The sequence below is a fragment of the Microcoleus sp. N3A4 genome (genome assembly GCF_036701805.1).
Taxonomy (GTDB): domain Bacteria; phylum Cyanobacteriota; class Cyanobacteriia; order Cyanobacteriales; family Microcoleaceae; genus Microcoleus.
Map to the genome: position 1 here is coordinate 68,819 of NZ_JAUBRJ010000014.1, position 20,804 is coordinate 89,622.

A 20,804-nucleotide genomic window follows, 5' to 3' on the forward strand; every position below is an offset into this window, starting at 1 on the left:
GCCTGATACGAGCGATCGCGCGGGCGAGTTGAACCCCCATCGGTCAAGCGGTTTAGAGACTGGCGATCGAATTTGCGATCGGACTAGCCATTTTCCGAAAGACGTGCTATACTCTAAAGAGTTGAGGGCACGTAGCTCAGTGGATAGAGCATCAGGTTCCGGTCCTGAGGGTCGGGGGTTCAAATCCCTCCGTGCTCATATTGTATATCTTTTGCGGAGCAAGGGTTTCAGGTTAATTGTATTACCGATCGTCCTATTTTCCGCTCAAATTTCGCTCCCATCAGTTCCAAGTATCTCTAAAACCGCCTCCATATCTGCTAAGTTTGCCCCGGACTTTTTGCGTCTGGCCTTCAACTGGTTGAGCAAGTCGGCTGGTTATGGAAATTCTGCGACGGTCGGAGCTGAGTTTTTATTTTCCTCCCGCGAGCGCCGTGCTTCCTTGAGTTCTTGCTCCAACATCTGCACCTTCAGTCCTAAGTCGCCGTTGCGCTCGTGTAACTGATGTAGAATCGCATATGCGCGATCTGTTAGCGACAATTCTGTTTGACGAGGATGATTGGGAGTCAGCTCATCTTCAGCAAAAATCTGTAGTTAAGGCTCAAGCAAGCGATCGTACCAAAGCCAAGGCTAGAACCAAGCGGACTGATGATAATTTACCCGTTCATATAGCGGTTCTCAAGCGTGGTGAGGTATGCGCTATGCCCTATGCCCTATGCCCTATGCACCTCGGGTACCTCATGTTACTGAGAAAGGCTATAGTTTCCCAACGTTACTAGCAGATATGAGTACGATCGCTCACAATCAAATTCAATCAACTATTGCCGGTGCTAGTTTGGTTTTTGATAATATTACGGAGCCAACAATCCTGCAACAAAAGGCTCTGGATCGGCTATGCGTTTCTCTGATTTGTACCCAGTAAATCCGCAGCAAAAATCTTTAAAAACCTTGCTACGCACTGAATACGCCTTTTGTCAATTGGGGAAGTTCCGGCTAAACGCCGTGTATTTTTGTAAAAAAAACTGGTTTCTTGCCGCCCGTGCGTCCAATAATTATCTATCCAACAATCTCCTCAAGTCCAATAAGTTTTTACCGCCATCACCAACAATCAGCGGCAAATTCCCGTTCCATTTTTCTATAGCTTGCCTTTCCAAAAGTTCCGAAGTCAAATTGTTTCGCAGCAATATTTGCACTTCAGCTTCCCCTTTAGCTAAATTCACTTTAGCCTCCGCCTCTTTTGCTGCCTTCAGCGCTAAAAACTCGCCTTTTTTTGCTTCCTGTTCGGCAATTTGTTTCGCCTCCACCGCATCGCTAAACCGCTCAGAAAAGTGAACGTGCACTAAAGAAATATCGTCAACGGCAATGTGATATGTAACCAGCCTCAAGGTCAAAAAATCATCAACTCCGGCTTTAACTTCTCCCCGTTTAGTAATAATTTCTTCAGCCGTGTATTTTGCCATGACTGCTTTTAATACTTCTTCAACTGCCGGATCGATAATGCGATCGACCACTGCTTTTTCGTCACCTATTTGTTGAAAAATAACATTTGCTTCTTCTGGGATAATGTGCCAGTTGAGCGCTACATCTGTAAAAACATCTTGCAAATCTTTTGAGGAAGCTTCAGCGGAACTTTCCTGTTTCTGCACTCGCACGCTCAACTTTTGTACATTATGAACTATGGGGATAATTACGTGAAGTCCTTCTCCGAGTATCTGTTCTTGCACTTTACCAAACTGCATCATCACGCCCCGTTCTCCAGCGTTGACAATGACAAAAAATTTGGACATAATAGCTAAAAGCACTATCACTATAGTTAGTTGGATAGCTATGTAAACATCCTTATTTTTTTTATTGCTTGATTTGCGTGAGTCAACTTTCCTGCTGGATTTTTTAACCATATTCCACCCCCATCGCACTTGATTATAGGACAAATATTGACTTCAGCAATATTCTATTTGCCTTCCATCAGCAACTGTTCAAAATCTGCGGCCGGCAAAGCAGGACTGAACAAATATCCTTGCATTGTATCGCATTCGTAGCGCCAGAGAAAATCTTTTTCTGCTTCCGTCTCAACTCCTTCGGCAATTACCTCAAGACAGAGACTGTGCGCCATCTCAATAATAGCTTTCACAATCGCTGCATTTGTGCAACCCTCGGCGATCTTGCTGATGAAACAGCGGTCGATTTTTAAAGTATCGAATGGGTATTGCGTCAGATAGCTTAAAGAAGAATACCCAGTTCCAAAATCGTCAATAGATATACAAACTCCCAAATTTTTCAATTGTTGCAAAGTAGCGATCGCGCTTTCGGCATCCTCCACCATCAAACTTTCTGTCAGCTCTAATTCCAAACTGCTCGGTTCCAAACCAGTTTCTGCTAAAATTTGGGCAACTCTGCTGCACAGATCCGGTTGGTGAAATTGGCGCGGCGACAGATTCACCGCTACCCGCAGCGAAAAACCAGCATTTTTCCAAACTTGTACTTGCCTGCAAGCTGTCTGCAAAACCCACTCGCCTAACTGTACAATGAAGCCAGTTTCTTCGGCAGCCGGAATAAATTGTGCGGGCGAAATCAGCCCCTTTTCTGGATGCAGCCAGCGCACTAAAGCTTCTGCGCTAATAATTTTACCTGTCTGGACATTGACCTGCGGCTGATAGTAAACTTGGAATTCTTCTCGTTCCAGGGCGTTGCAGAAACTTGTTTTTATCTGGTCTAATTTTTCGGCGGTATCTTGGATAAATTCGCTGCTTTGCGATCGCAAATTATTGTACTGTTCGGCGACAGCTTCTTGTTTCTTCAAGCGGCTCGATATCGCCCCCACAAGTTCAGATTTAGTGAAAGGTTTAGTCAGGTAATCATCTGCTCCCAATTCCATACCTTGCCGCATTTCAGAGCGATCGGCTTTACCGGTGAGAAAAACAAAAGGCATTGTAGCAGTAACAGGATTCGATCGCAAGGCCACCAACACCCCGTATCCATCAAGTTCCGGCATCATCACGTCGCAAATAATTACGTCGGGAAGATTTGACACCGCCAAAGATAAACCTTGCGATCCATTTTCTGCACCCGTCACCTCAAAACCTTCAGATTTGAGGAGTTTGAGAATATTCTCCCGAATTACTTGCTCGTCCTCAATCACTAGAATCTTTTTCATATGTCATTCCCTGAAAGCGATATAATTGACCCTCTAGCTGAAAGCGATCGGCGTGGCAATCACTGAGAAAGCGCAGCTCGATCGGCCCAACAGCCAAATATTTTCCGACAAAATAGCAGACGCCTCTGAAAAACGCAAATTTTTCAAGGACAACTAGATTAATGTTTCTCTGCTTACTCAGTGCCGTCCGTATTATTACGAGCTTAATTAATAATCTCTAAACTAATTCTAGGCGATCGATAGTTAGCAGCGCCCTGAATAACTGCTAAACTAATTGTGCCACCTGAACGATTGTCTGCAAACAATCTCAGCCTATTTATACCAGTTGCCAAAAACAATGCAACTGCAAGCAAGTTTCAAACCCTTGCGGAGTCAGTCTTCCCCATTCGTCAATGTAAAATCTCAACTTTCACATCTCAAATGGTATTACCTACTGGATTCCCTGAACCCGCACAGATTGGGGTCATAGAAGTTAAGCAATATCCTCAGTACCGCGCTGTCACCTACACCCACGCGGGCGATTTGCGACAAGCAACTGGAATCGCCTTCAATCCCTTATTTCAACACATCAGCAACAACCAAATTGCGATGACAACGCCAGTAGAAGCGCGCTACACGGAAACTTCCGGGGAAATCGATGCAGTTCCTGTCGCAGAAGTTTCGTTCCTCTATCCCGCACCAAATATCGCCCCCAGCAGCGTTAACTCCGCTGTAGAAGTCACTGATACTTCGCCGATGACGGTTGTCAGCATCGGGGTGCGCGGGGCCTACACTTGGGAAAGCTACGAAAATAACCTCCAGAAACTCAAAGATTGGCTTCAAGAACATCCTGAATACGAAATAGTCGGGCCGCCGCGCCGCTTTTTTTACAATTCCCCGATGACAGCGGAAGCAACTAAAATCAGCGAGGTGCAAATTCCGATTAACTGCCGCTGACGTGAACAACTAATTCGCGAATGTGACCCCGCTGGCGGTGTTCCCACAGGTAAATTCCCTGCCAAGTTCCTAACAGCAACCTGCCGCGATCGATCGGGATTTGTTCGGAAGTATGAGTCAGCGCAGTGCGAATGTGCGCCGGCATATCGTCTGGGCCTTCGGCATCGTGAATGTAGCGATCGCCCTCCGGTACCAGTTTAGCCAAAAAGTTAGCCAAATCCTTAAGTACATCCGGGTCAGCATTTTCTTGAATCAGCAAGCTAGCAGAAGTGTGGCGCAAAAATAAGCTACAAAGTCCTGTTTTAATACCTGAATTCGCCACCGCATCTTCTATCTTAGGAGTGATTTTGCACAGAGACTTCCCTGTAGTTTGAATCTTGAGTATCTGTTGATAGTGAGACATTCGATTTTAGATTTTAGATTTTGGATTTTAGATTTTGGATGAGACTGATGCAAAAATATTCTCCTATTGTTACATCTTACTTCTTCCTTTTTTATTCTGTAGGTTGGGGTTGAGGCACGAAACCCAACACTCATTAGACCTCTTGCAAAAATCCTTTTCATCAATTGATGGGACGGGATCTGAGACCCATCCCGCAAGAGTTATTTTTTCTTGTGTGATGGGCCCCTGATCCCGTCCTAATTATTTTTGCAAGAGGTCTATTAATTGGATGTTGGGTTTCGTTGCTCAACCCAACCTACCACTTAAGCGATTTCAATCGCAGTCCTCCAGCTTTGTTGGTGTAGTCATGATTTCTAATCGCCCTATTCAAAATAGTCTACAACAGCTTGGGCGATCGCCTCCGTACCATTTTTATCCAACTTATCCGACAAACGCGGCGGATGCAGCGGTTGTCGCAAAAACTCCCAATCCCCCTCAAAAAACTCCGCCGCCGTCACAATTTGATGTTCCGCATAATTTTGAAGCCATTCCAGCAACACCGCAGCTTCTGCAAAACCTTCTCTCATGATAGAAACAACAGGTATTTCCAAGCGCAAAGCTTCGGCAAAAGTGCTGTATCCCGGTTTAGAAACTAAGCGCCCGCAGACAGGCATAATATCAACCGGACGCGGTAAAATCGGGAAAGATTGTGCAAACTCCTGATTTTTGATATTAATCAAATTCGGCAAATCGGGAGATTCCGCATCAAAAGTAATAAATTGCCAGTCTCTAAATTGCTGTAAATTTTGATAAGGAATTTCCTCTAAACCCAGTCCGCCGAAAGTCAACAATACAGTTTTTTCCAGCGGTGTTTCGATTCCGAATACTTCCCGAATTTTTTCGTTACTGTAGCGAGGATTGCCGCCAGTCAAGCCAACATCTTGAATATTTGGGAAAGCTGGCATCGGTTCGTGTAAAGGAAGACGAAAAAGCCGATCGCACATTCCGAAACACTCACCAATCCAATCTGCCATTTCTGCAAATTCCCCGCCCCAATCTCGATAGATAAAATCCCACCCGAAATTGCTCATCATCCAGCAAGGAACCCCAGCAGATGCCGCCATTCGCGTTGCCAAAGGAGGAATGTCTGCCAGCACCAAACCCACCCGATTTTGCTTGATAAAATTAACTTCGCCCGCAATTAGCGAATTTTGCTTTTTCCGAATTTCCCGCAATTTTTCCAGCGTCGCGTCTTTATCCATATGCAAACTGTCAGCTTGCACGACTCCCACATCAAAAGCGCGGGGACGGTGGATAAAGTCGCCAGTAATATAAGATTCTAGCAGCCAGCGAGGTGCAGTTGTTGTGATAATTAGTAAAATATCTGGATTTAATTCTTGAATTTTTGCAGCTACGGAGGAGACTCTGACAGCGTGGCCGAATCCGTGATTCGTGATGGCAATATATAATGTTGGTCGAGACATTGATAATAGGGAATTGGGAATTGGGAATTGGGAATTGGGAATGGGGCATCGGGCATCGGGCATCGGGCATCGGGAATTGGAGGTAGAGACCCGAAGGCAACAAGGCCAAGCTTCAAGGGACGCAGAACGAACAATGACAAAATTAATAACTAATGACTATCGAATATGCAAGAACTCATCAATCAGACTTGCTCTGTGACCAAACAGGCAATTGATTAATCTTGTCCAGGGTTATATCTACATACTTTTGACCGTCCGCCGCCCGATTTTCCCCAAAATATCCATCATCGCCGTCGTGCTTGTGAGGGCCGCTGAAAGCTTCTGCATAGCGGCCTTGCAAACGAGCTTGATTGAAAGGAGAAGTCGCGAACCAGTACCAGCGAGTCGGAAAAACTATGCCGCCAATATCCTCAATTGAATCGCGAGTGCCGCGAAAATGGAAAACGCGATCGGCTTCTGCAAAACCATTCTCTCCCGAAAACACGCCCCCAACCGAAATAACAGTAATTTCTGCATTCAGCCATTCTTTAAGATCGCGAGTAGCACCCAAAGCAACTTGTGCGCCGCCGCTAGTGCCAATTAAAATAACTTTCAAAGGTTGTTGAGGATTAACTGAAATCGGAGATTGAGCATTCATGCGATCGATAATTGCATTAGCAATTCCCTGATTGTATGCAAAGCCGTAGCGATAATCTAGAGAAATTGCAAACCTCCAGAGATTGCGAATTTTAATGAATATATTTCCCGCAATCGGCCCGCTTTTGGCGTTTTCTGCAAACCGCCAAAAAGGAGCTAGCCACCGCTGTCCTCCTAAACTTTTGTTAGAAGCTGAGTAAGGAAAAACATCGCCCACTGCTACGCACTGCGGGTGACTTTTAACTAAACGCTTGAGAAAAAACTCTTCGCCAGGCGTTAATTCGTCCCCCGAAAAATCGCCAACTCCCGGTAAAAAGATGATATAACAATTGAGCTGCGAAGACTTGCTGGCTTGTGGATTGCTGTTATTTGAGGGCAATATTTCCGGCGGACTTTTCTTGATACCCAAAGTTTCGGCACTTTGACCCAGCCACCATATAACAGTTCCCACCGGCGAAAGAATGCCCCAAATTATCAGGATTACACCTGCGACAATCAGCAAATTTAAACTGCCCCCGCGCAGCCATGCAAGTATCCGCAAAATCAATCTTAGCATTTAATAAAATCTGGTAGAATGCCAATTAATTACCTAATTACCTAGAAATAGTTCGGTGATTCTGCTGTATTAGAGCTTATTTTGTAAAAGTTGTCAACTATCTTGAGGAGCAAGAGTTAAACGTGAAGGGAGAAGATTCAATTGCAGGTTTGGGCGCAACGCTTTGGAACGCACTTTCTTTGAACGGCAATTTTTACGAAAAAACTCCCTATACTCCCAGAACTAAGCGGATAGCTTTAACGATTGTAATTTTAGCAGCGCTTTCCCGCGTGTTGGGCAGTGCCGTCATCTTGTTAATCAATCGAACTGAGCCATTAGTGTTATTTTTAGCACTTTTGATAGATGGTTTGGCAGTAGCGGGGGGTTATTATTTTTGGACTTTCACGATCTTTAAAATCGGGGAGTGGCTAAAACCGGGTCACGTAACTTATGGGGAGTTGCTAGTTCCGATCGGATTTGCTTACGGCCCCCAAGTGTTGAATTTCTTAACATTAATTCCCTTGCTGGGAGAAGGAATAGAGCGGATCTTAGCTGTGTGGAGTTTGCTAGCTGTAATTGTGGCAGTTCGCCAAGGTTTGGATATTAAAACTCGCTGGGCGGTGTTAATTTGTTTTGTGGGTTGGCCGTTGATTCAAATTGCGATCGGCTTTGTGAAAGTAATTGAACAATTGCTTTCAGGATGGTTCTAATTCATCAATAAGCTGTCGCGCATTTAAATTGCACGTACTCGGCGGACGGGACGCCCAACCCTACTCCCCACTCATTGTTTGATTGTTTTTTGACAGACAATTTAAATGCCGCAACAGCTTATCATTTTACTATGTATAGCAATCCTAAATGATTTGAAAAATAGTACGCGAGCAAGATGCTCGCACTACAAGGATTCCGATCTAGCTCGATTTTGCGACAGATTTAGGACTGCTATATTTGTGTAATTAATTCTGTCTAACTACTGACTCGTGCTCGATCCGGGTAATTGCATCGAGGGTGGGATATTCAGCTTTCAGGATTTTGAGTACGGTTGTCTCTGGGTGGGTGGGGCTTTTTCCTCGATAAATAATCGTTTCCATACCTTCGTGGAGAGTGGAGTGGATTTGGTATTGCGAGAGAAATTGCATGGAGTTCTCCTCAGAGTTGAAAATATATCTGATTCGAGTCGCTGTTCGCTGTTGACTGTTGGCTGTTGGCTGACGGCACGACCACCCTCAACCGTCAAAAGTCTTGACATGGCAACCGTAAAAAGTCTTGACATGGCAACTGTTATATGCTTGATTAAACCACGTACTTAGGTAAAAAAAATCAAGCTTTATTTACTCGTACAAGAATCTATTTATAGATAAAATGATAGTATTCATGGAATCAAGCCATTTTGCTACTATTATTCTCAATTAATATCCGATCGACAGCGGACGGCAACCACACCCCTACTATTCGGGTCTCCCCACTGTCCCTCCCCCCTTAGCAAGATACATTGTTAGAGAAGGAAATACACAAAAATTTACATCTATAATTTGTGTAGTGTTCCAAATCGCTCCTCACCAGCAGCGATACAGCCCTCGCCAAGACAGTAGGATAGAAAAAATATGTTTGAACGCTTTACAGAACAAGCCATTAAAGCAATCATGCTAGCCCAAGAGGAAGCGCGGCGCCTCGGCCACAATTTTGTAGGCACCGAGCAAATCCTGTTGGGACTCGTCGGCGAAGGCACTGGCATCGCTGCAAAAGTATTACTGGATATGGGCCTCAACTTGAAAGAGGCGCGCAATGAAATTGAAAATATCATCGGTAGAGGTTCCGGGTTCCTCCCGCCGGAAATTCCTTTTACGCCCCGCGTCAAGCGCATTTTTGAGACGGCGCTGAACGAAGCGCGGCAGTTAGGCCACAATTACATCGGCACCGAGCACATCCTGCTGGGGTTGATTCAAGACGATGAAGGGGTGGCGGCGAAGGTGCTGCAAAACTTGGGTATCGATCGCCAGAGAGTCCGCACGCAGGTAATTCGTGCCGTGGGAGAAGTCGCGGCGGTACCCGGAGGTAGGGGAGATAGCGGCGATCGCAAAATCCCGACTTTAGAAGAATTCGGCACAAACCTGACCAAGTTAGCCGCAGCAGGCAAACTCGATCCCGTTGTGGGCCGCGAAAATGAAATCGAGCGCGTGATCCAAGTGCTCGGCCGCCGCACGAAGAACAATCCCGTGTTAGTAGGCGAACCGGGAGTCGGCAAAACAGCCCTCGCCGAAGGCCTCGCCCAGCGAATTGTTAACAGAAACGTCCCGGAAATTTTAGAAGACAAACAAGTAATCAGCCTCGATATGGGTTCGCTGATTGCTGGTACAAAATTCCGAGGCGAATTTGAGGAAAGGCTGACGAAAATTATGGCGGAAATTCGCGCAGCAGGCAACATCATTCTGGTAATTGATGAAATTCATACCTTAGTTGGTGCAGGCGCGATTCAAGGCAGCATGGACGCTTCCAATATGCTCAAACCCGCCCTTGCCAGAGGCGAATTGCAGTGTGTAGGCGCCACTACCTTAGACGAATACCGCAAGCACATCGAGCGCGACGCTGCGTTAGAACGCCGCTTTCAACCGATAAAAATCGGCGAACCGAGCGTGGCTGAAACAATAGAAATATTGTACGGTTTGCGATCGGCTTACGAACAGCACCACAGACTGACAATTTCCGACGCAGCTTTAGAAGCAGCGGCTACACTGTCTGACAGGTATATTAACGATCGGTTTTTGCCAGACAAGGCGATCGACTTAATTGACGAAGCAGGCTCCCGCGTCCGCGTGATGAACTCGCAAACCCCGCCCGAAGTTAAAGAACTCAAAAAACAACTGCCGGCAGTAACCAAAGAAAAAGATACTGCCGTGCGCGAGCAAGACTTCGACAAAGCTGGAAAATTGCGCGATCGCGAATTAGAAATTGAAGCCGAAATCGCCGAAGCTACGATCAACAAAAGCCAAGTCAAAACCTCTCCCACCGTCACCGAAGAAGACATCGCCCACATCGTGGCTAATTGGACGGGAGTACCGGTCAGCAAGCTGACAGAATCCGAATCGGAATTGCTGCTGCACATGGAAGACACGCTGCACCAGCGCTTGATCGGTCAAGAAGAAGCTGTCAGCGCAGTTTCTCGGGCCATCCGCCGCGCGCGGGTAGGCTTGAAAAATCCCAACCGCCCGATCGCCAGTTTCATCTTTTCCGGCCCCACAGGCGTCGGCAAAACGGAACTTACAAAAGCCTTGGCAGCTTATTTCTTCGGTTCCGAAGAAGCGATGATTCGGTTAGATATGTCTGAATTCATGGAACGCCACACTGTTTCTAAACTCATCGGTTCGCCTCCGGGTTACGTCGGCTACGATGAAGGCGGTCAACTAACAGAAGCAGTCCGTCGCCGTCCTTACACGGTCATCTTATTCGACGAAATCGAAAAAGCTCACCCGGATGTCTTCAACATGATGCTCCAAATCTTGGAAGACGGCCGCTTGACCGATGCCAAAGGTCGGACAGTAGACTTTAAGAATACGCTGCTGGTGATGACATCAAACATCGGTTCGAGGGTGATTGAAAAAGGCGGCGGCGGCCTCGGTTTCGAGTTTACTGAAAGCGCAGCAGACTCTCAATACAACCGCGTGCGGAGTTTGGTAAACGAAGAACTGAAACAGTTTTTCCGTCCTGAATTTATCAACCGTCTGGATGAAATTATTGTCTTCCGGCAGTTGAATAAGGAAGAAATCAAGCAGATTGCTGACATCTTGTTGCAGGAAATATTCGGTCGCTTGACGGAACAGGGTATCACTTTGTCGGTGACAGAAGCGTTCAAGGAACTGTTAGTTAAAGAAGGCTACAATCCCAGCTACGGTGCTCGACCTTTGCGGCGCGCAATCATGCGGTTGTTGGAAGATGTACTGGCTGAGGAAATGCTGTCTGGGAAGCTGAAAGACGGTCAAAGTGCGATCGTTGATGTGGATGAAAACGGTCAGGTTAAGGTGTTGCCAGATGGTTCATCTGAGCCGAAATTGCCCGAATTCGCTTTGAGTCACTAATCCGATAGACACGCGGATAAATACCGTTGATTAAAAACCCGGTTTCTGTAAGAAACCGGGTTTTTAATTAAAAAATACCAGTTCAAAAAAATGCAACTGATATTTAGATAGAGGCTTCAAATATTGCCAGACTAGATAGTTGATAACTTGACTGAATGACGGCTGATGCAACCTTCCCCTCCAGGGGGGCGATTCCAAAAGCGCGATCGCTACGCTTCACGCGGGGGGATTCCCCCTAGGATCGTGGATTAAATAACTTCCGTAGGTTGGGCCCGTGGCACGAACCCTCCGTTTCACTCCGCCCAACAATCAAGCGTGGGGTTGGGTTTCGTTCCTCAACCCAACCTACAAAAAATGCAAGTTATTTAATTCTCATTCCCTACAAAACGCTCTGGTTGGGGGCGCTTCCAAGAGCGCGAGTACGCTTCACGCGGGGGGATTGCCACGCAGCTCTGGGTAAATCCTATTAATGCAGTATGTAGGCGCTCCGGCCCGCTCTCCTATTTGTAAAGTTTTTTATAGATCCAATCGAACTGCTTTTGTTTGATGGATAATGTGGGTTTATTTATTTTTTGCCAGCAGCGATCGCTCTACCAAAGTATTTACTTTTCTTTACAATAATCCGACCAAAAAACGGCGCGGGAGGCAAAAATTCCCTTACAGACTTTAAATGCGCCGCGCGATCGACTAGAGTAAAAAAAATGGCTTGATCCGTTTATTCATCGCAAAGGAAAAAAAGCTCATGGTTCAACGCGGTTCTACAGTCCGGATTCTCCGCAAAGAATCCTTCTGGTATCAAGAAGTGGGCACCGTTGCTACGGTAGACCAAAGCGGCATTAAATACCCAGTTATCGTTCGCTTTAACACCGTAAATTATGCAGGCGTCAACACCAACAACTTCGCCCAAAGCGAATTAACAGAAGTGTCAGCACCCAAAGCCAAAGCGAAAGCAGCGACTCCAGTAGCTTCCGGCGGCAAACAAACCACGATCGAAGAGAAAACCCGGAAAACCGGCAGCGGAGGAGCCCCCCAGCAGCCGAAAACTACGACGGACAGCAAACCGGGCGCCGAAGAGCCCGGCACCGTCGAAGGTTCGCCCAATCAAGGAACAGAACAGCGCTAATTGTGCCAGAACTGCCAGAAGTTGAAACTATTTGCCGGGGTTTGAATCAAGCAACCCTCGATCGAGAAATCTTGGGCGGGGACGTATTGTTAAACAGTTCGATCGCCCGCCCGATTTCTGCGACCGATTTTTTGACACAACTCAAAGGAAAGTCGATCGCCCGCTGGTACAGGCGGGGCAAATATCTACTGGCAGAACTATCTCAATTCCCAGAAGGAGAAAGGGAGAGGGGGAGAGGGGGAGAGGGGGAGAGTGGGAGAGTGGGAGAATTTCTTGCCCAAACTCCAAGCTCTTCCCGAACGCCTTCTTTCTACCCCTCCCTTTTGCCTTCAAAAGCCGGCTGGTTGGGCGTTCACCTGCGGATGACAGGACAACTGCTGTGGGTGAACCGATCCGAACCCCTGCAAAAACACGCGCGAGTGCGACTGTTTTTTGAAGGAAACCAAGAATTGCGGTTTGTAGACCAGCGCACCTTCGGGCAAATGTGGTACGTGCCTGCTGAAACCGAGGTTTCCAGCACTGTCACGGGTCTAAAACTCTTAGGCCCGGAACCGTTTTCAGACGAGTTTACAACAGAATATTTGGCCCGCAAGCTGCACCGGCGCGCGCGACCCATTAAAACAGCTTTGCTAGACCAGTTACTGGTAGCAGGTTTGGGCAATATCTACGCAGATGAAGCTTTGTTTGTGTCGGGAGTGCTGCCGACTACTCTCTGTGCGGATTTGACGGCAGAGCAAATTGGGCGCATCCATACAGCTATTATTCAAGTTTTACAGAAGGCGATCGCATCCGGTGGCACCACTTTTAGCAATTTTCTCAACGTCCAAGGTGTGAACGGCAACTACGGCGGCGTCGCTTGGGTGTACAATCGCGCCGGTCAACCCTGCCGCACTTGCTCCGCAACCATCCAACGTATAAAATTAGCAGGGCGATCGACTCATTTTTGCCCCGCGTGTCAGCAATAAGCAATAAGCAGAAGGAAGAAGGAAGAAGGAAGAAGGAAGAAGGAAGAAGAAAGAAGAAAGAAGGAAGAAGGAAGAACTGATATCTTGCACCATTGTCAATAAGGCTGTCAGGGGCGGGCGGGACACCGAGCCCAGAAGAATATTGAACTATTGTGGAACAGACCCGAAAGACCTGTTAATCGAGAATGGTGCCAGATGTTAGAAGAAAGAAGAAGTCCTTTCCAGGCAAATCTAGATTAAAATTTGTATAGTTTTTTAAACTAAACACAGCAAGTTATGGCAATCAAGAAAGGCAGTATAGTTCGCGCTGTACGCGAAAAATTGGAAAACAGTCTAGAAGCCAAAGCCAGCGACCAGCGCTTTTCCTCCTATATATTTGAAACAAAGGGCGAAGTGATGGATGTTCGCGGCGACTACGCCTTCGTTAAATTTGGCAAAGTACCCACCCCCAATATTTGGCTGCGGGTAGACCAACTCGAAGATTTTAATTAATATCGTTTCCGGTTGCATTGGAATTATACAGCATATTCGGTGGTTCGTGAAGTACACTATAAAGCTCTATTGTGCGGTACGTGTTATGTAGGGTGCGTCGCTGCTCATGTTTAATGGAACTTGCTCGCTTTGCGGGTGGCGACGCACCTTACTTACGACCCTTGTTGTGTGTACCGCATATACATGGAATATGCTGTATATTTCTCTCGACGCTCGCACTCTTATAATTCCGATGCTACCGGATTTAATATAACTCACCAAAACTAAACATCACTGCTCTTAATTCGGGTAAGGTGCGCGGCGCGCACCTTACCCGAATTAAGCTGATTGCTAAAATCTAAAATCTAAAATCTAAAATCTAAAATCTAAACTCAAACTTTTATTGCTATGGAATTGGGCGTTTCAATTGTTGAAGTCAATACAACTGTCACGGTTCTCACGGCGATTTGATGGTTCCTTTGCGCGCTATTCCACTGTCAACGGTGTTCCCATCGGTCAACTTATGGATGCTGGGGCGATCGACTCGTACAGCGGATTCGCCACGGCGGCGCAGAAATTGTCGCATTGATGAAGACTGCTAGTGCTTATTTTGCCCCCGCATCTTCTGCCTGTTCGATCGTAGAATCAATTTTACTCAATCAGTCGCGACTCTTGCCTTGCTGAGTTTATTTACACGGCGAATACGGCGTGCAAGATATATTTTTGGGAGTTCCCTGCCGCTTGGGATGTCAGGGTGTCGAAGAGGTAGTGGCACTCGAACTCAGCGATACCAAAAGCGCAGCCTCGATCGAGTCGGGCAAATTGGTTGCCCAAAATATTGAGGAAGCTAGGGCGATACTGAAAACGGCTTCTTAAGCTTGTAGCAGTTTGCCGATCGCTCGCCGCTTCACTATAATAATTTATACTGAGTATTGCAGTGCGATCGCTCAGTTGGAAGTAGCATTTTCGGAACACAACCGCGCTTTTATAAATATCATCGATCGTCCTTGTTATGCTGTCTTTCAAAAAGAGAAAAGTTGGCAGTAAATAACAAATAAAAATACTAAATTTTACTTCAAAATTTAGTAAAAACGCAAATATTTGCAAAAATAGTTGAACTTTGTATCCGCAACAACGGCATCGTAATTCCTCTAGAAATTCAAGCAAAAATCTGCCATCCTTTCTTTACTGCTAAACCGACGGTACAAGCAATCGGTTTGGGATTGTCTCTGACTCGCGATATTATTGCCTGACAGCACGGTAAGCTGTTCGACATTTAAAGGACGATTGTAGGGTGCGTCAGTACATAAGCGTTTCCCGCATCAAGCGTAAGTGTTCGCTTCTGACGCACCTTACCCGGTTCATTAGTCGTTTAAATGCGTAACAGCTTAGCACTTTAAAGATAGAAACCGAAACGCGAGTTTATACGGGATTTATCATTACTTCGCCCAAACTTTAACTCTCGCGATCGCCAGTTCTATTCATTTAGCTAGAAATACCTTGACTTTAGTCAAAAATATGATACCCTGTAATATTAGTATTATCTAAAAATTTTTACAATTCTCAAAAAATGCAAAAATCGGGCAAAAAGTGTTCGTTAAGCGAAGCTATCTCGTTCGCGAAGCGTTCCCGTTCCCCGGAGGGGTTCCCGAAGGGTAGGGTAGGGAATCGCTTTTGAGTTCAGTCTATTTAACCAGAGCCTGCAACTACCTCAAAAGTTTAACCTAAAACTAACCTCTACTTCGGTAGATTTTTCTAAGATCGAAAAATCAGATCGATAGCATAAAACAATCAGAAGGTAACAAAAATTATCTCAAAGATCGGATTGCCCCAAAGGCAGTATAAAATCGAATTTAGGACTGATAAATCGAGAATTAGCGAAAACTTAATAAAAGGCGATCGGCTCAATTTAAACAAATTTTGACAGATGCGTTCTCAACCGAATATTCGAGCGCAAAGCCAAGGAAACCATCGATCGAGTTTGCGGTAATAATAAAAAAGTGACAACTGCAACCAAAGGCGAGTGAAAAAATGTCAAAATTAGTCAGCACGCTCCCCTCGCTCCGCCACCAAACCCGGTTTATTGTTTCCATTTTCGGAGCTTCCCTGACTTAATTACGTTAAAAAAGCGGGTTTATGTTTAAGTTTTGTTAGCAAAAGTTTCAATTGTTGACAATTTATCCAGTAACACATCAACGCCCGCTTTCTCTGTAAATATACGGGACTTAAGATGCTCGCTAGACCTCCCAATCTAGAAAAAATACGGAAATGCACCGCGAGTAATTGCTAAGTGCTAGCAGAAGGAGGAGAATTTTTCCTTTGCCCTTTTGATTTACCAGGCTCAACTTGCAGAGCGCTATTGAGATAGCATCAACCTCGATACCAAACCGCAAAATAACTAAAGAAATAGCATGATGTTGAATCAATACCTGTATCAAGAAGTAACCAACCTGCGCCAGAAGCTAGCTCACCTAGAAAGACAAACGCAATCTCAAACCTGGTTCAAAAAGGTGCAAGCGCTGATGGCAGTGATTGGCAAAATTCGCGAATCTCTAGACTTAGAAACAATATTTAAAATCACAGCCACTGAAGTCCGGCAACTCCTAAATGCCGATCGAGTCGCCGTCTACCGCTTTCTTCCCGAATCCGAATGGAACGAGGGCGAAGTAGTATCCGAAGAGGTACTTCCCCTATACAGCCCATCTTTGGGAGCAAGAGTCCGCGACTACTGCTTCGGCGAACAATTTGCAGCCAACTACGCCAAAGGTTGCGTTCAAGCTGTCACGGACATCTACAAAGCCCGGTTAAGCCCGTGCCACCTCAAAATCCTCAAGCGATTTCAAATCCGAGCCAACTTAGTTGTACCCCTACTGCAAGGGAAACATTTGTGGGGGTTGCTGTGCATTCACTCCTGCGGTCAACCCCGCGAGTGGCAAGAAGACGAAATCGAATTTGCCAGACAAGTAGGCGACCATTTAGCAGTTGCAATCTACCAAGCCGAACTGCACTTGCAAACCCAGAGGCAAATAGCAGAAATCGAATCCGCGCAGCAGAAACTCCGCGACAGCGAGCAAAAATATCAACAAATTCTCGATTCGATCGCCGATCTAGTATTAGTCAAAGGCCCTCAATCAAAAATCGTCTGGGCTAATAAAGCATTTCGCGATTATTACGGCATGACTCAAGAGGAACTTCAAGGCATCGTAGACGCACCTTTCTCCGATCCCGACCATACTCTCCAGTACATTAAAGATGACGCCTTCGTATTTGACACCGGACAGACTCTAGAAATTTCCGAAGAACCGATCGCGCGGCACGATCGAGAAGTGCGACTGTTTAGTACAGTCAAAACACCCATCCGCAACGAAGACGATCGCATCACAATGACAATCGCCGTCTCCCGCGACATGACGGAACGCAAACAAGCAGAAGAAGCCGTCAAAGCCAGCGAAACCAAATACCGCAGCCTGGTAGAAACCTCCCAAGACATGATTTGGTCGGTCGATGCGATCGGGCGCTACACCTTCGTCAACCCAGCAGTTAAGTACATCTACGGTTACGAACCAGAAGAAATGCTCGGTCGGCCGTTCTCCGACTTTGTGACACCAGAACAAAGCCAGAAAGATTTAGCAGTTTTCGCCCGCCTGTTTGCCGGAGAATCTATTTTCCAGTACGAAACCACCCAAATCGCCAAAGACGGTAGCATGAAACATTTAATGTTCAACGCGATCGCCCTGTACGACGAAACCGGAAACTTCCTCGGCACCACCGGTACAGCCACCGACATTACCGATCGCAAGCGCGCAGAAGCCGCATTGCAACACGCAAACGCCGAACTAGAGCGCAGAGTTGAAGAACGCACGGCAGAACTGCGCCAGACTTTGGCCGCCCTCAGTGTCAGCGAAACCAGGTTTCGGACGATCGCTGCCACCCTCCCGGGAGCAGTGTTTCAATTTTGCAGCAGCGAGGGAGAGTGGAAATTTGAGTACATGAGCGATCGCATCTTCGATATTACCGGCGTCACAGCAGCAGAAATGATGGGAGACTTAAATACATTCATTTCTCGCGTCCACCCCGAAGACTTGGAAAGCCACCTCGCTTCCGTCAACGAAGCCTTAGAAAATCTCTCTCTCTGGCACTACGAAGGGCGAATAGTCAAGCCAGACGGCGAAATTCGCTGGTGGCAGGGCGACTCCATGCCCACCCGCAGCGAGAACGGCGAAATCGTATTTTGCGGCGTATTGTTCGACATTACCGATCGCAAAGTTGCCGAAACCGCCATCCGCAACAGCCAGCGGCAGCTAAAAGAAGCCCAGGCACTCGCCCACGTCGGCAATTGGGAACTCGACGCAGCCACCGGAACCATCACTTGGTCAGAGGAACTCTTCCGCATCTTCGGACTCGAACCGGCCGCCTTTTCCCCCAACCTAGCCGAACAGGTCGCTCTGATCCATCCCGAAGATTTGGAATTGTGGCGGACTCAAATACAGCAGGGACTCGAAACGGGCATCCCCTTTGATTTTGACCTCCGCCTTTGCCGTCCCGACGGCACGCTGCGGCATCTCAACGCCTTGGGTCGCGCTGAAACCGATGCTAGTGGCAAAGTGCTAAAATTGTTCGGCACGGCGCTCGACATTACCGATCGCAAAGCCGCCGAAGCCTCGCTGCGACAAGCAGCAGCCGAGTTAGAAGACAGAGTGAGCGATCGCACGGCTGAACTTTCCCAAGCAGTCACCCAGTTAGAACAAGAAATTGGCGATCGCAAACTTGCAGAAGCAGCACTGCAAGTTTCCGAACAAAACCTGCGAACCATCTTTAACAATGTCTACGATGCTATCTTCATTCACGATTTAGAAGGCAACATTCTCGATGTCAATAATCGAATGTTAGAAATGTACGGAGTGAGCCAGGAACAAGCAAAAAAATTATCAATTAAAAACGACTATTCAACGGGGGACAATTCCACTGAACAAATTGGAGAACTTTGGGAAAGAGTATTAGCCGGCGAAACACCCCGCGTGGAATGGAAAGCGAGGCGTCCCAACGACGGTTCAACCTTTGATGTAGAAGTTGCCCTGTCCAGAATTCATCTCAACGGCAATCTCAGCGTCATTGCCAACGTCCGAGATATTAGCGATCGCAAACTTGCAGAAGCAGAACTGCAACAGGCTCAAAAGTTTATGGAATCAGTGCTCAAAACCATACCCGTAGGAGTATTTTGCAAAGAAGCAGAAGAGTTGCGATTTGTACTGTGGAACCCGGCCGCCGAAGAGTTGCTCGGTTTCAGTACAGCAGAAGTTATGGGCAAAAAGGACTGCGACTTTTTCCCCAGAGAACAAGCCGACTTTTTCACCGCCAAAGACCGGGAAGCGCTCGCCAGCCGGCAAATTTTAGACATTCCCGAAGAACTGATTCAAACAAGAGAAGGCGATACTCGCATATTTCATACGAAGAAAACCGCAATTCTCGACGCTGATGGCAAACCGCAATATCTATTAGCTGTCACCGAAGACATTACCGATCGCAAGCTAGCAGAAATTGCCTTGAGGCGATCGTCAGCCCAACTCAAGCAGCAGGCAGATCGAGAAAAATTACTCAATATTCTCACCGCTCAAATCCGCAATTCCCTCGACTTCGACAGCATTGTTACAGTCGCAGTTCAGGAAATTCGCGCTTTCATGCAGATCGATCGTTGCCACTTTAGCTGGTATCGCTGCGACGGAGACGAACCTTACTGGGAGACAATAAAAGAATCTCGCCTCCCCGAACTTTCGGATTTAACAGGTCGCTATCAAGCTTCCGACTTCGGTTCTCTTGGAGAAGCAATCTTGCAGATGGAAATGCTGCGGGTCGATGATGTCGAAACAGTCCCAGATCCTGTTTGGAAACAAACCTTTCGATCGATCGGCTACCAATCTGTATTAATCATCCCTATGCAGGCACTTTCCGGGGTAATGAGTGCAGTTACCTGCTGCTCCTGCAATTCGGTGCGGCCTTGGAGCGACAGTGAAGTAGAATTGTTGCAAGCGATTACAGTTCAATTGGCGATCGCCCTCAACCAAGCCGATCTTTACGCCCAAACTCGCAATAAAGCTCTCGAATTAGAGCAAACCTTGCAGCAATTAAAGAGCGCTCAATCGCAGTTAATTCAAGGCGAAAAAATGTCATCTCTCGGTCAACTTGTGGCAGGCGTCGCCCACGAAATCAACAACCCAGTTAACTTTATTTACGGCAATCTCAGCCACGCCAAGGACTATACTCAAGACTTGCTGCACCTGATCGAACTTTACCAAAACTACTATCCCGATCCAGTTCCGGAAATTCAAGAGGAAGTAGAAGCTATTGAACTCGATTTTCTGATGAATGACTTGCCGAAACTGCTTTCCTCGATGAAAGTCGGTGCAGATAGAATTCAGCAAATCGTTGCATCTCTTCGCACGTTCTCCCGCATGGACGAAGCAGAAATGAAAGCAGTCAACATTCAAGAAGGCATAGATAGTACCCTGATGATTTTGCAGCACCGGCTCAAAGCCAAACACAATCATCCAGAAATTGAGGTGATTAAAGAATACGGCAAATTGCCGTTAGTAGAATGTTATGCCGGACAGCTAAATCAAGTATTTATGAATATCTTGAGCAATGCTTTAGATGCTTTGGAAGAGAGAGACGCGGGGCTGTCTGCCGACCAAATGCGGCAAAATCCCAGCCGGATTCGCATCTGCACTGAAATGCCAAAACCCGATCGAGTGCTGGTTCGGATTGCTGACAACGGGCCGGGAATGACAGAGACTGTCTGCAATCGACTTTTTGACCCATTTTTTACTACTAAACCTGTGGGAAAAGGCACTGGGATGGGCTTGTCAATTAGCTATCAAATTGTTACAGACAGACACAACGGGTCGCTGAAATGCACTTCTTCGCCGGGACAGGGTGCAGAATTTGCGATCGAGATTCCGCTCAAAGCTAATTGCTAATGGGGAATTGGGAATTGGTAATTGATAATTGGGAATTGGGAAAGCCAGCATCCCTCGGAGCCAAGCCGGAGGCT

15 protein-coding genes, 1 tRNA gene and 1 pseudogene are annotated in these 20,804 nt (G+C 46.7%); 11 read left to right on the forward strand and 6 right to left on the reverse strand.

Translation table 11 applies throughout. The features are described 5' to 3' along the window. The first annotated feature begins 125 nt into the window (after positions 1 to 125). A tRNA-Arg gene (locus QUA56_RS10800) sits at positions 126 to 198 on the forward strand. A gap of 514 nt (positions 199 to 712) precedes the next feature. Further along, positions 713 to 919: a hypothetical protein gene (locus tag QUA56_RS10805; protein WP_333356982.1), complete on the forward strand. Its 207-nt coding sequence runs from the start codon at positions 713 to 715 to the stop codon at positions 917 to 919. Between the two features lie 130 nt (positions 920 to 1,049). Here the strand turns inward: QUA56_RS10805 and QUA56_RS10810 are convergent, their stop codons facing one another. Continuing rightward, complete coding sequence (locus QUA56_RS10810) at positions 1,050 to 1,784, reverse strand: prohibitin family protein (RefSeq protein WP_445242895.1); 735 nt, start codon at positions 1,782 to 1,784, stop codon at positions 1,050 to 1,052. Between the two features lie 164 nt (positions 1,785 to 1,948). Further along, positions 1,949 to 3,151 carry an EAL domain-containing response regulator gene (locus QUA56_RS10815; RefSeq protein WP_333356988.1) on the reverse strand — a complete coding sequence of 401 codons (1,203 nt, stop codon included), beginning with the start codon at positions 3,149 to 3,151 and terminating at the stop codon, positions 1,949 to 1,951. 420 nt (positions 3,152 to 3,571) lie between these two features. Here QUA56_RS10815 and QUA56_RS10820 point away from each other — a divergent pair, with 420 nt between their 5' ends. Continuing rightward, a complete protein-coding gene (locus tag QUA56_RS10820) occupies positions 3,572 to 4,087 on the forward strand; it encodes a heme-binding protein (protein WP_333356991.1) in 516 nt (171 codons plus the stop codon). On the opposite strand, the gene QUA56_RS10825 is transcribed toward QUA56_RS10820, so the two are convergent. The 3 genes from QUA56_RS10825 to QUA56_RS10835 form a co-directional block, all read right to left on the reverse strand. Next, positions 4,074 to 4,490, reverse strand: a complete 417-nt coding sequence (locus QUA56_RS10825; protein WP_333356995.1) for a secondary thiamine-phosphate synthase enzyme YjbQ — start codon at positions 4,488 to 4,490, stop codon at positions 4,074 to 4,076. The genes QUA56_RS10820 and QUA56_RS10825 overlap by 14 nt on opposite strands. Before the next feature lie 362 nt (positions 4,491 to 4,852). Next, positions 4,853 to 5,953, reverse strand: coding sequence for a glycosyl transferase (locus QUA56_RS10830; protein WP_333356998.1), 1,101 nt, complete (start codon positions 5,951 to 5,953; stop codon positions 4,853 to 4,855). A 178-nt stretch (positions 5,954 to 6,131) separates the two neighbouring features. Then, positions 6,132 to 7,145 carry a hypothetical protein gene (locus QUA56_RS10835; RefSeq protein WP_333357001.1) on the reverse strand — a complete coding sequence of 338 codons (1,014 nt, stop codon included), beginning with the start codon at positions 7,143 to 7,145 and terminating at the stop codon, positions 6,132 to 6,134. A 122-nt stretch (positions 7,146 to 7,267) separates the two neighbouring features. Between QUA56_RS10835 and QUA56_RS10840 the strand changes: the two genes are divergently transcribed. Then, complete coding sequence (locus tag QUA56_RS10840) at positions 7,268 to 7,834, forward strand: hypothetical protein (RefSeq protein ID WP_333357004.1); 567 nt, start codon at positions 7,268 to 7,270, stop codon at positions 7,832 to 7,834. A 246-nt stretch (positions 7,835 to 8,080) separates the two neighbouring features. Here the strand turns inward: QUA56_RS10840 and QUA56_RS10845 are convergent, their stop codons facing one another. Next, positions 8,081 to 8,263 (reverse strand): hypothetical protein, encoded by a 183-nt coding sequence (locus tag QUA56_RS10845; RefSeq protein WP_333357007.1) that lies wholly within the window; start codon positions 8,261 to 8,263, stop codon positions 8,081 to 8,083. A 465-nt stretch (positions 8,264 to 8,728) separates the two neighbouring features. Between QUA56_RS10845 and QUA56_RS10850 the strand changes: the two genes are divergently transcribed. From QUA56_RS10850 to QUA56_RS10880, 7 genes and pseudogenes are all read left to right on the forward strand, one after another. Continuing rightward, entirely contained in the window at positions 8,729 to 11,197 is a 2,469-nt protein-coding gene (locus QUA56_RS10850) for an ATP-dependent Clp protease ATP-binding subunit (RefSeq protein ID WP_333357010.1), read from the forward strand. Positions 11,198 to 11,939: 742 nt separating this feature from the next. Next, positions 11,940 to 12,320 (forward strand): photosystem I reaction center subunit IV, encoded by a 381-nt coding sequence (locus tag QUA56_RS10855; protein ID WP_333357012.1) that lies wholly within the window; start codon positions 11,940 to 11,942, stop codon positions 12,318 to 12,320. 2 nt (positions 12,321 to 12,322) lie between these two features. After that, the gene (locus QUA56_RS10860; protein WP_333357015.1) at positions 12,323 to 13,285 is read left to right on the forward strand and encodes a DNA-formamidopyrimidine glycosylase; all 963 of its coding nucleotides are present in this window, start codon (positions 12,323 to 12,325) and stop codon (positions 13,283 to 13,285) included. Positions 13,286 to 13,561: 276 nt separating this feature from the next. Further along, a complete protein-coding gene (locus tag QUA56_RS10865; protein WP_006635201.1) occupies positions 13,562 to 13,777 on the forward strand; it encodes an NAD(P)H-quinone oxidoreductase subunit O in 216 nt (71 codons plus the stop codon). 372 nt (positions 13,778 to 14,149) lie between these two features. Continuing rightward, positions 14,150 to 14,632 (forward strand): annotated as a pseudogene (locus QUA56_RS10870) (malate dehydrogenase); the annotation flags it as partial. A gap of 12 nt (positions 14,633 to 14,644) precedes the next feature. After that, positions 14,645 to 14,803 (forward strand): hypothetical protein, encoded by a 159-nt coding sequence (locus QUA56_RS10875; RefSeq protein ID WP_333357018.1) that lies wholly within the window; start codon positions 14,645 to 14,647, stop codon positions 14,801 to 14,803. Between the two features lie 1,364 nt (positions 14,804 to 16,167). Continuing rightward, the gene (locus QUA56_RS10880) at positions 16,168 to 20,730 is read left to right on the forward strand and encodes a PAS domain S-box protein (protein ID WP_333357021.1); all 4,563 of its coding nucleotides are present in this window, start codon (positions 16,168 to 16,170) and stop codon (positions 20,728 to 20,730) included. Positions 20,731 to 20,804 lie beyond the last annotated feature (74 nt).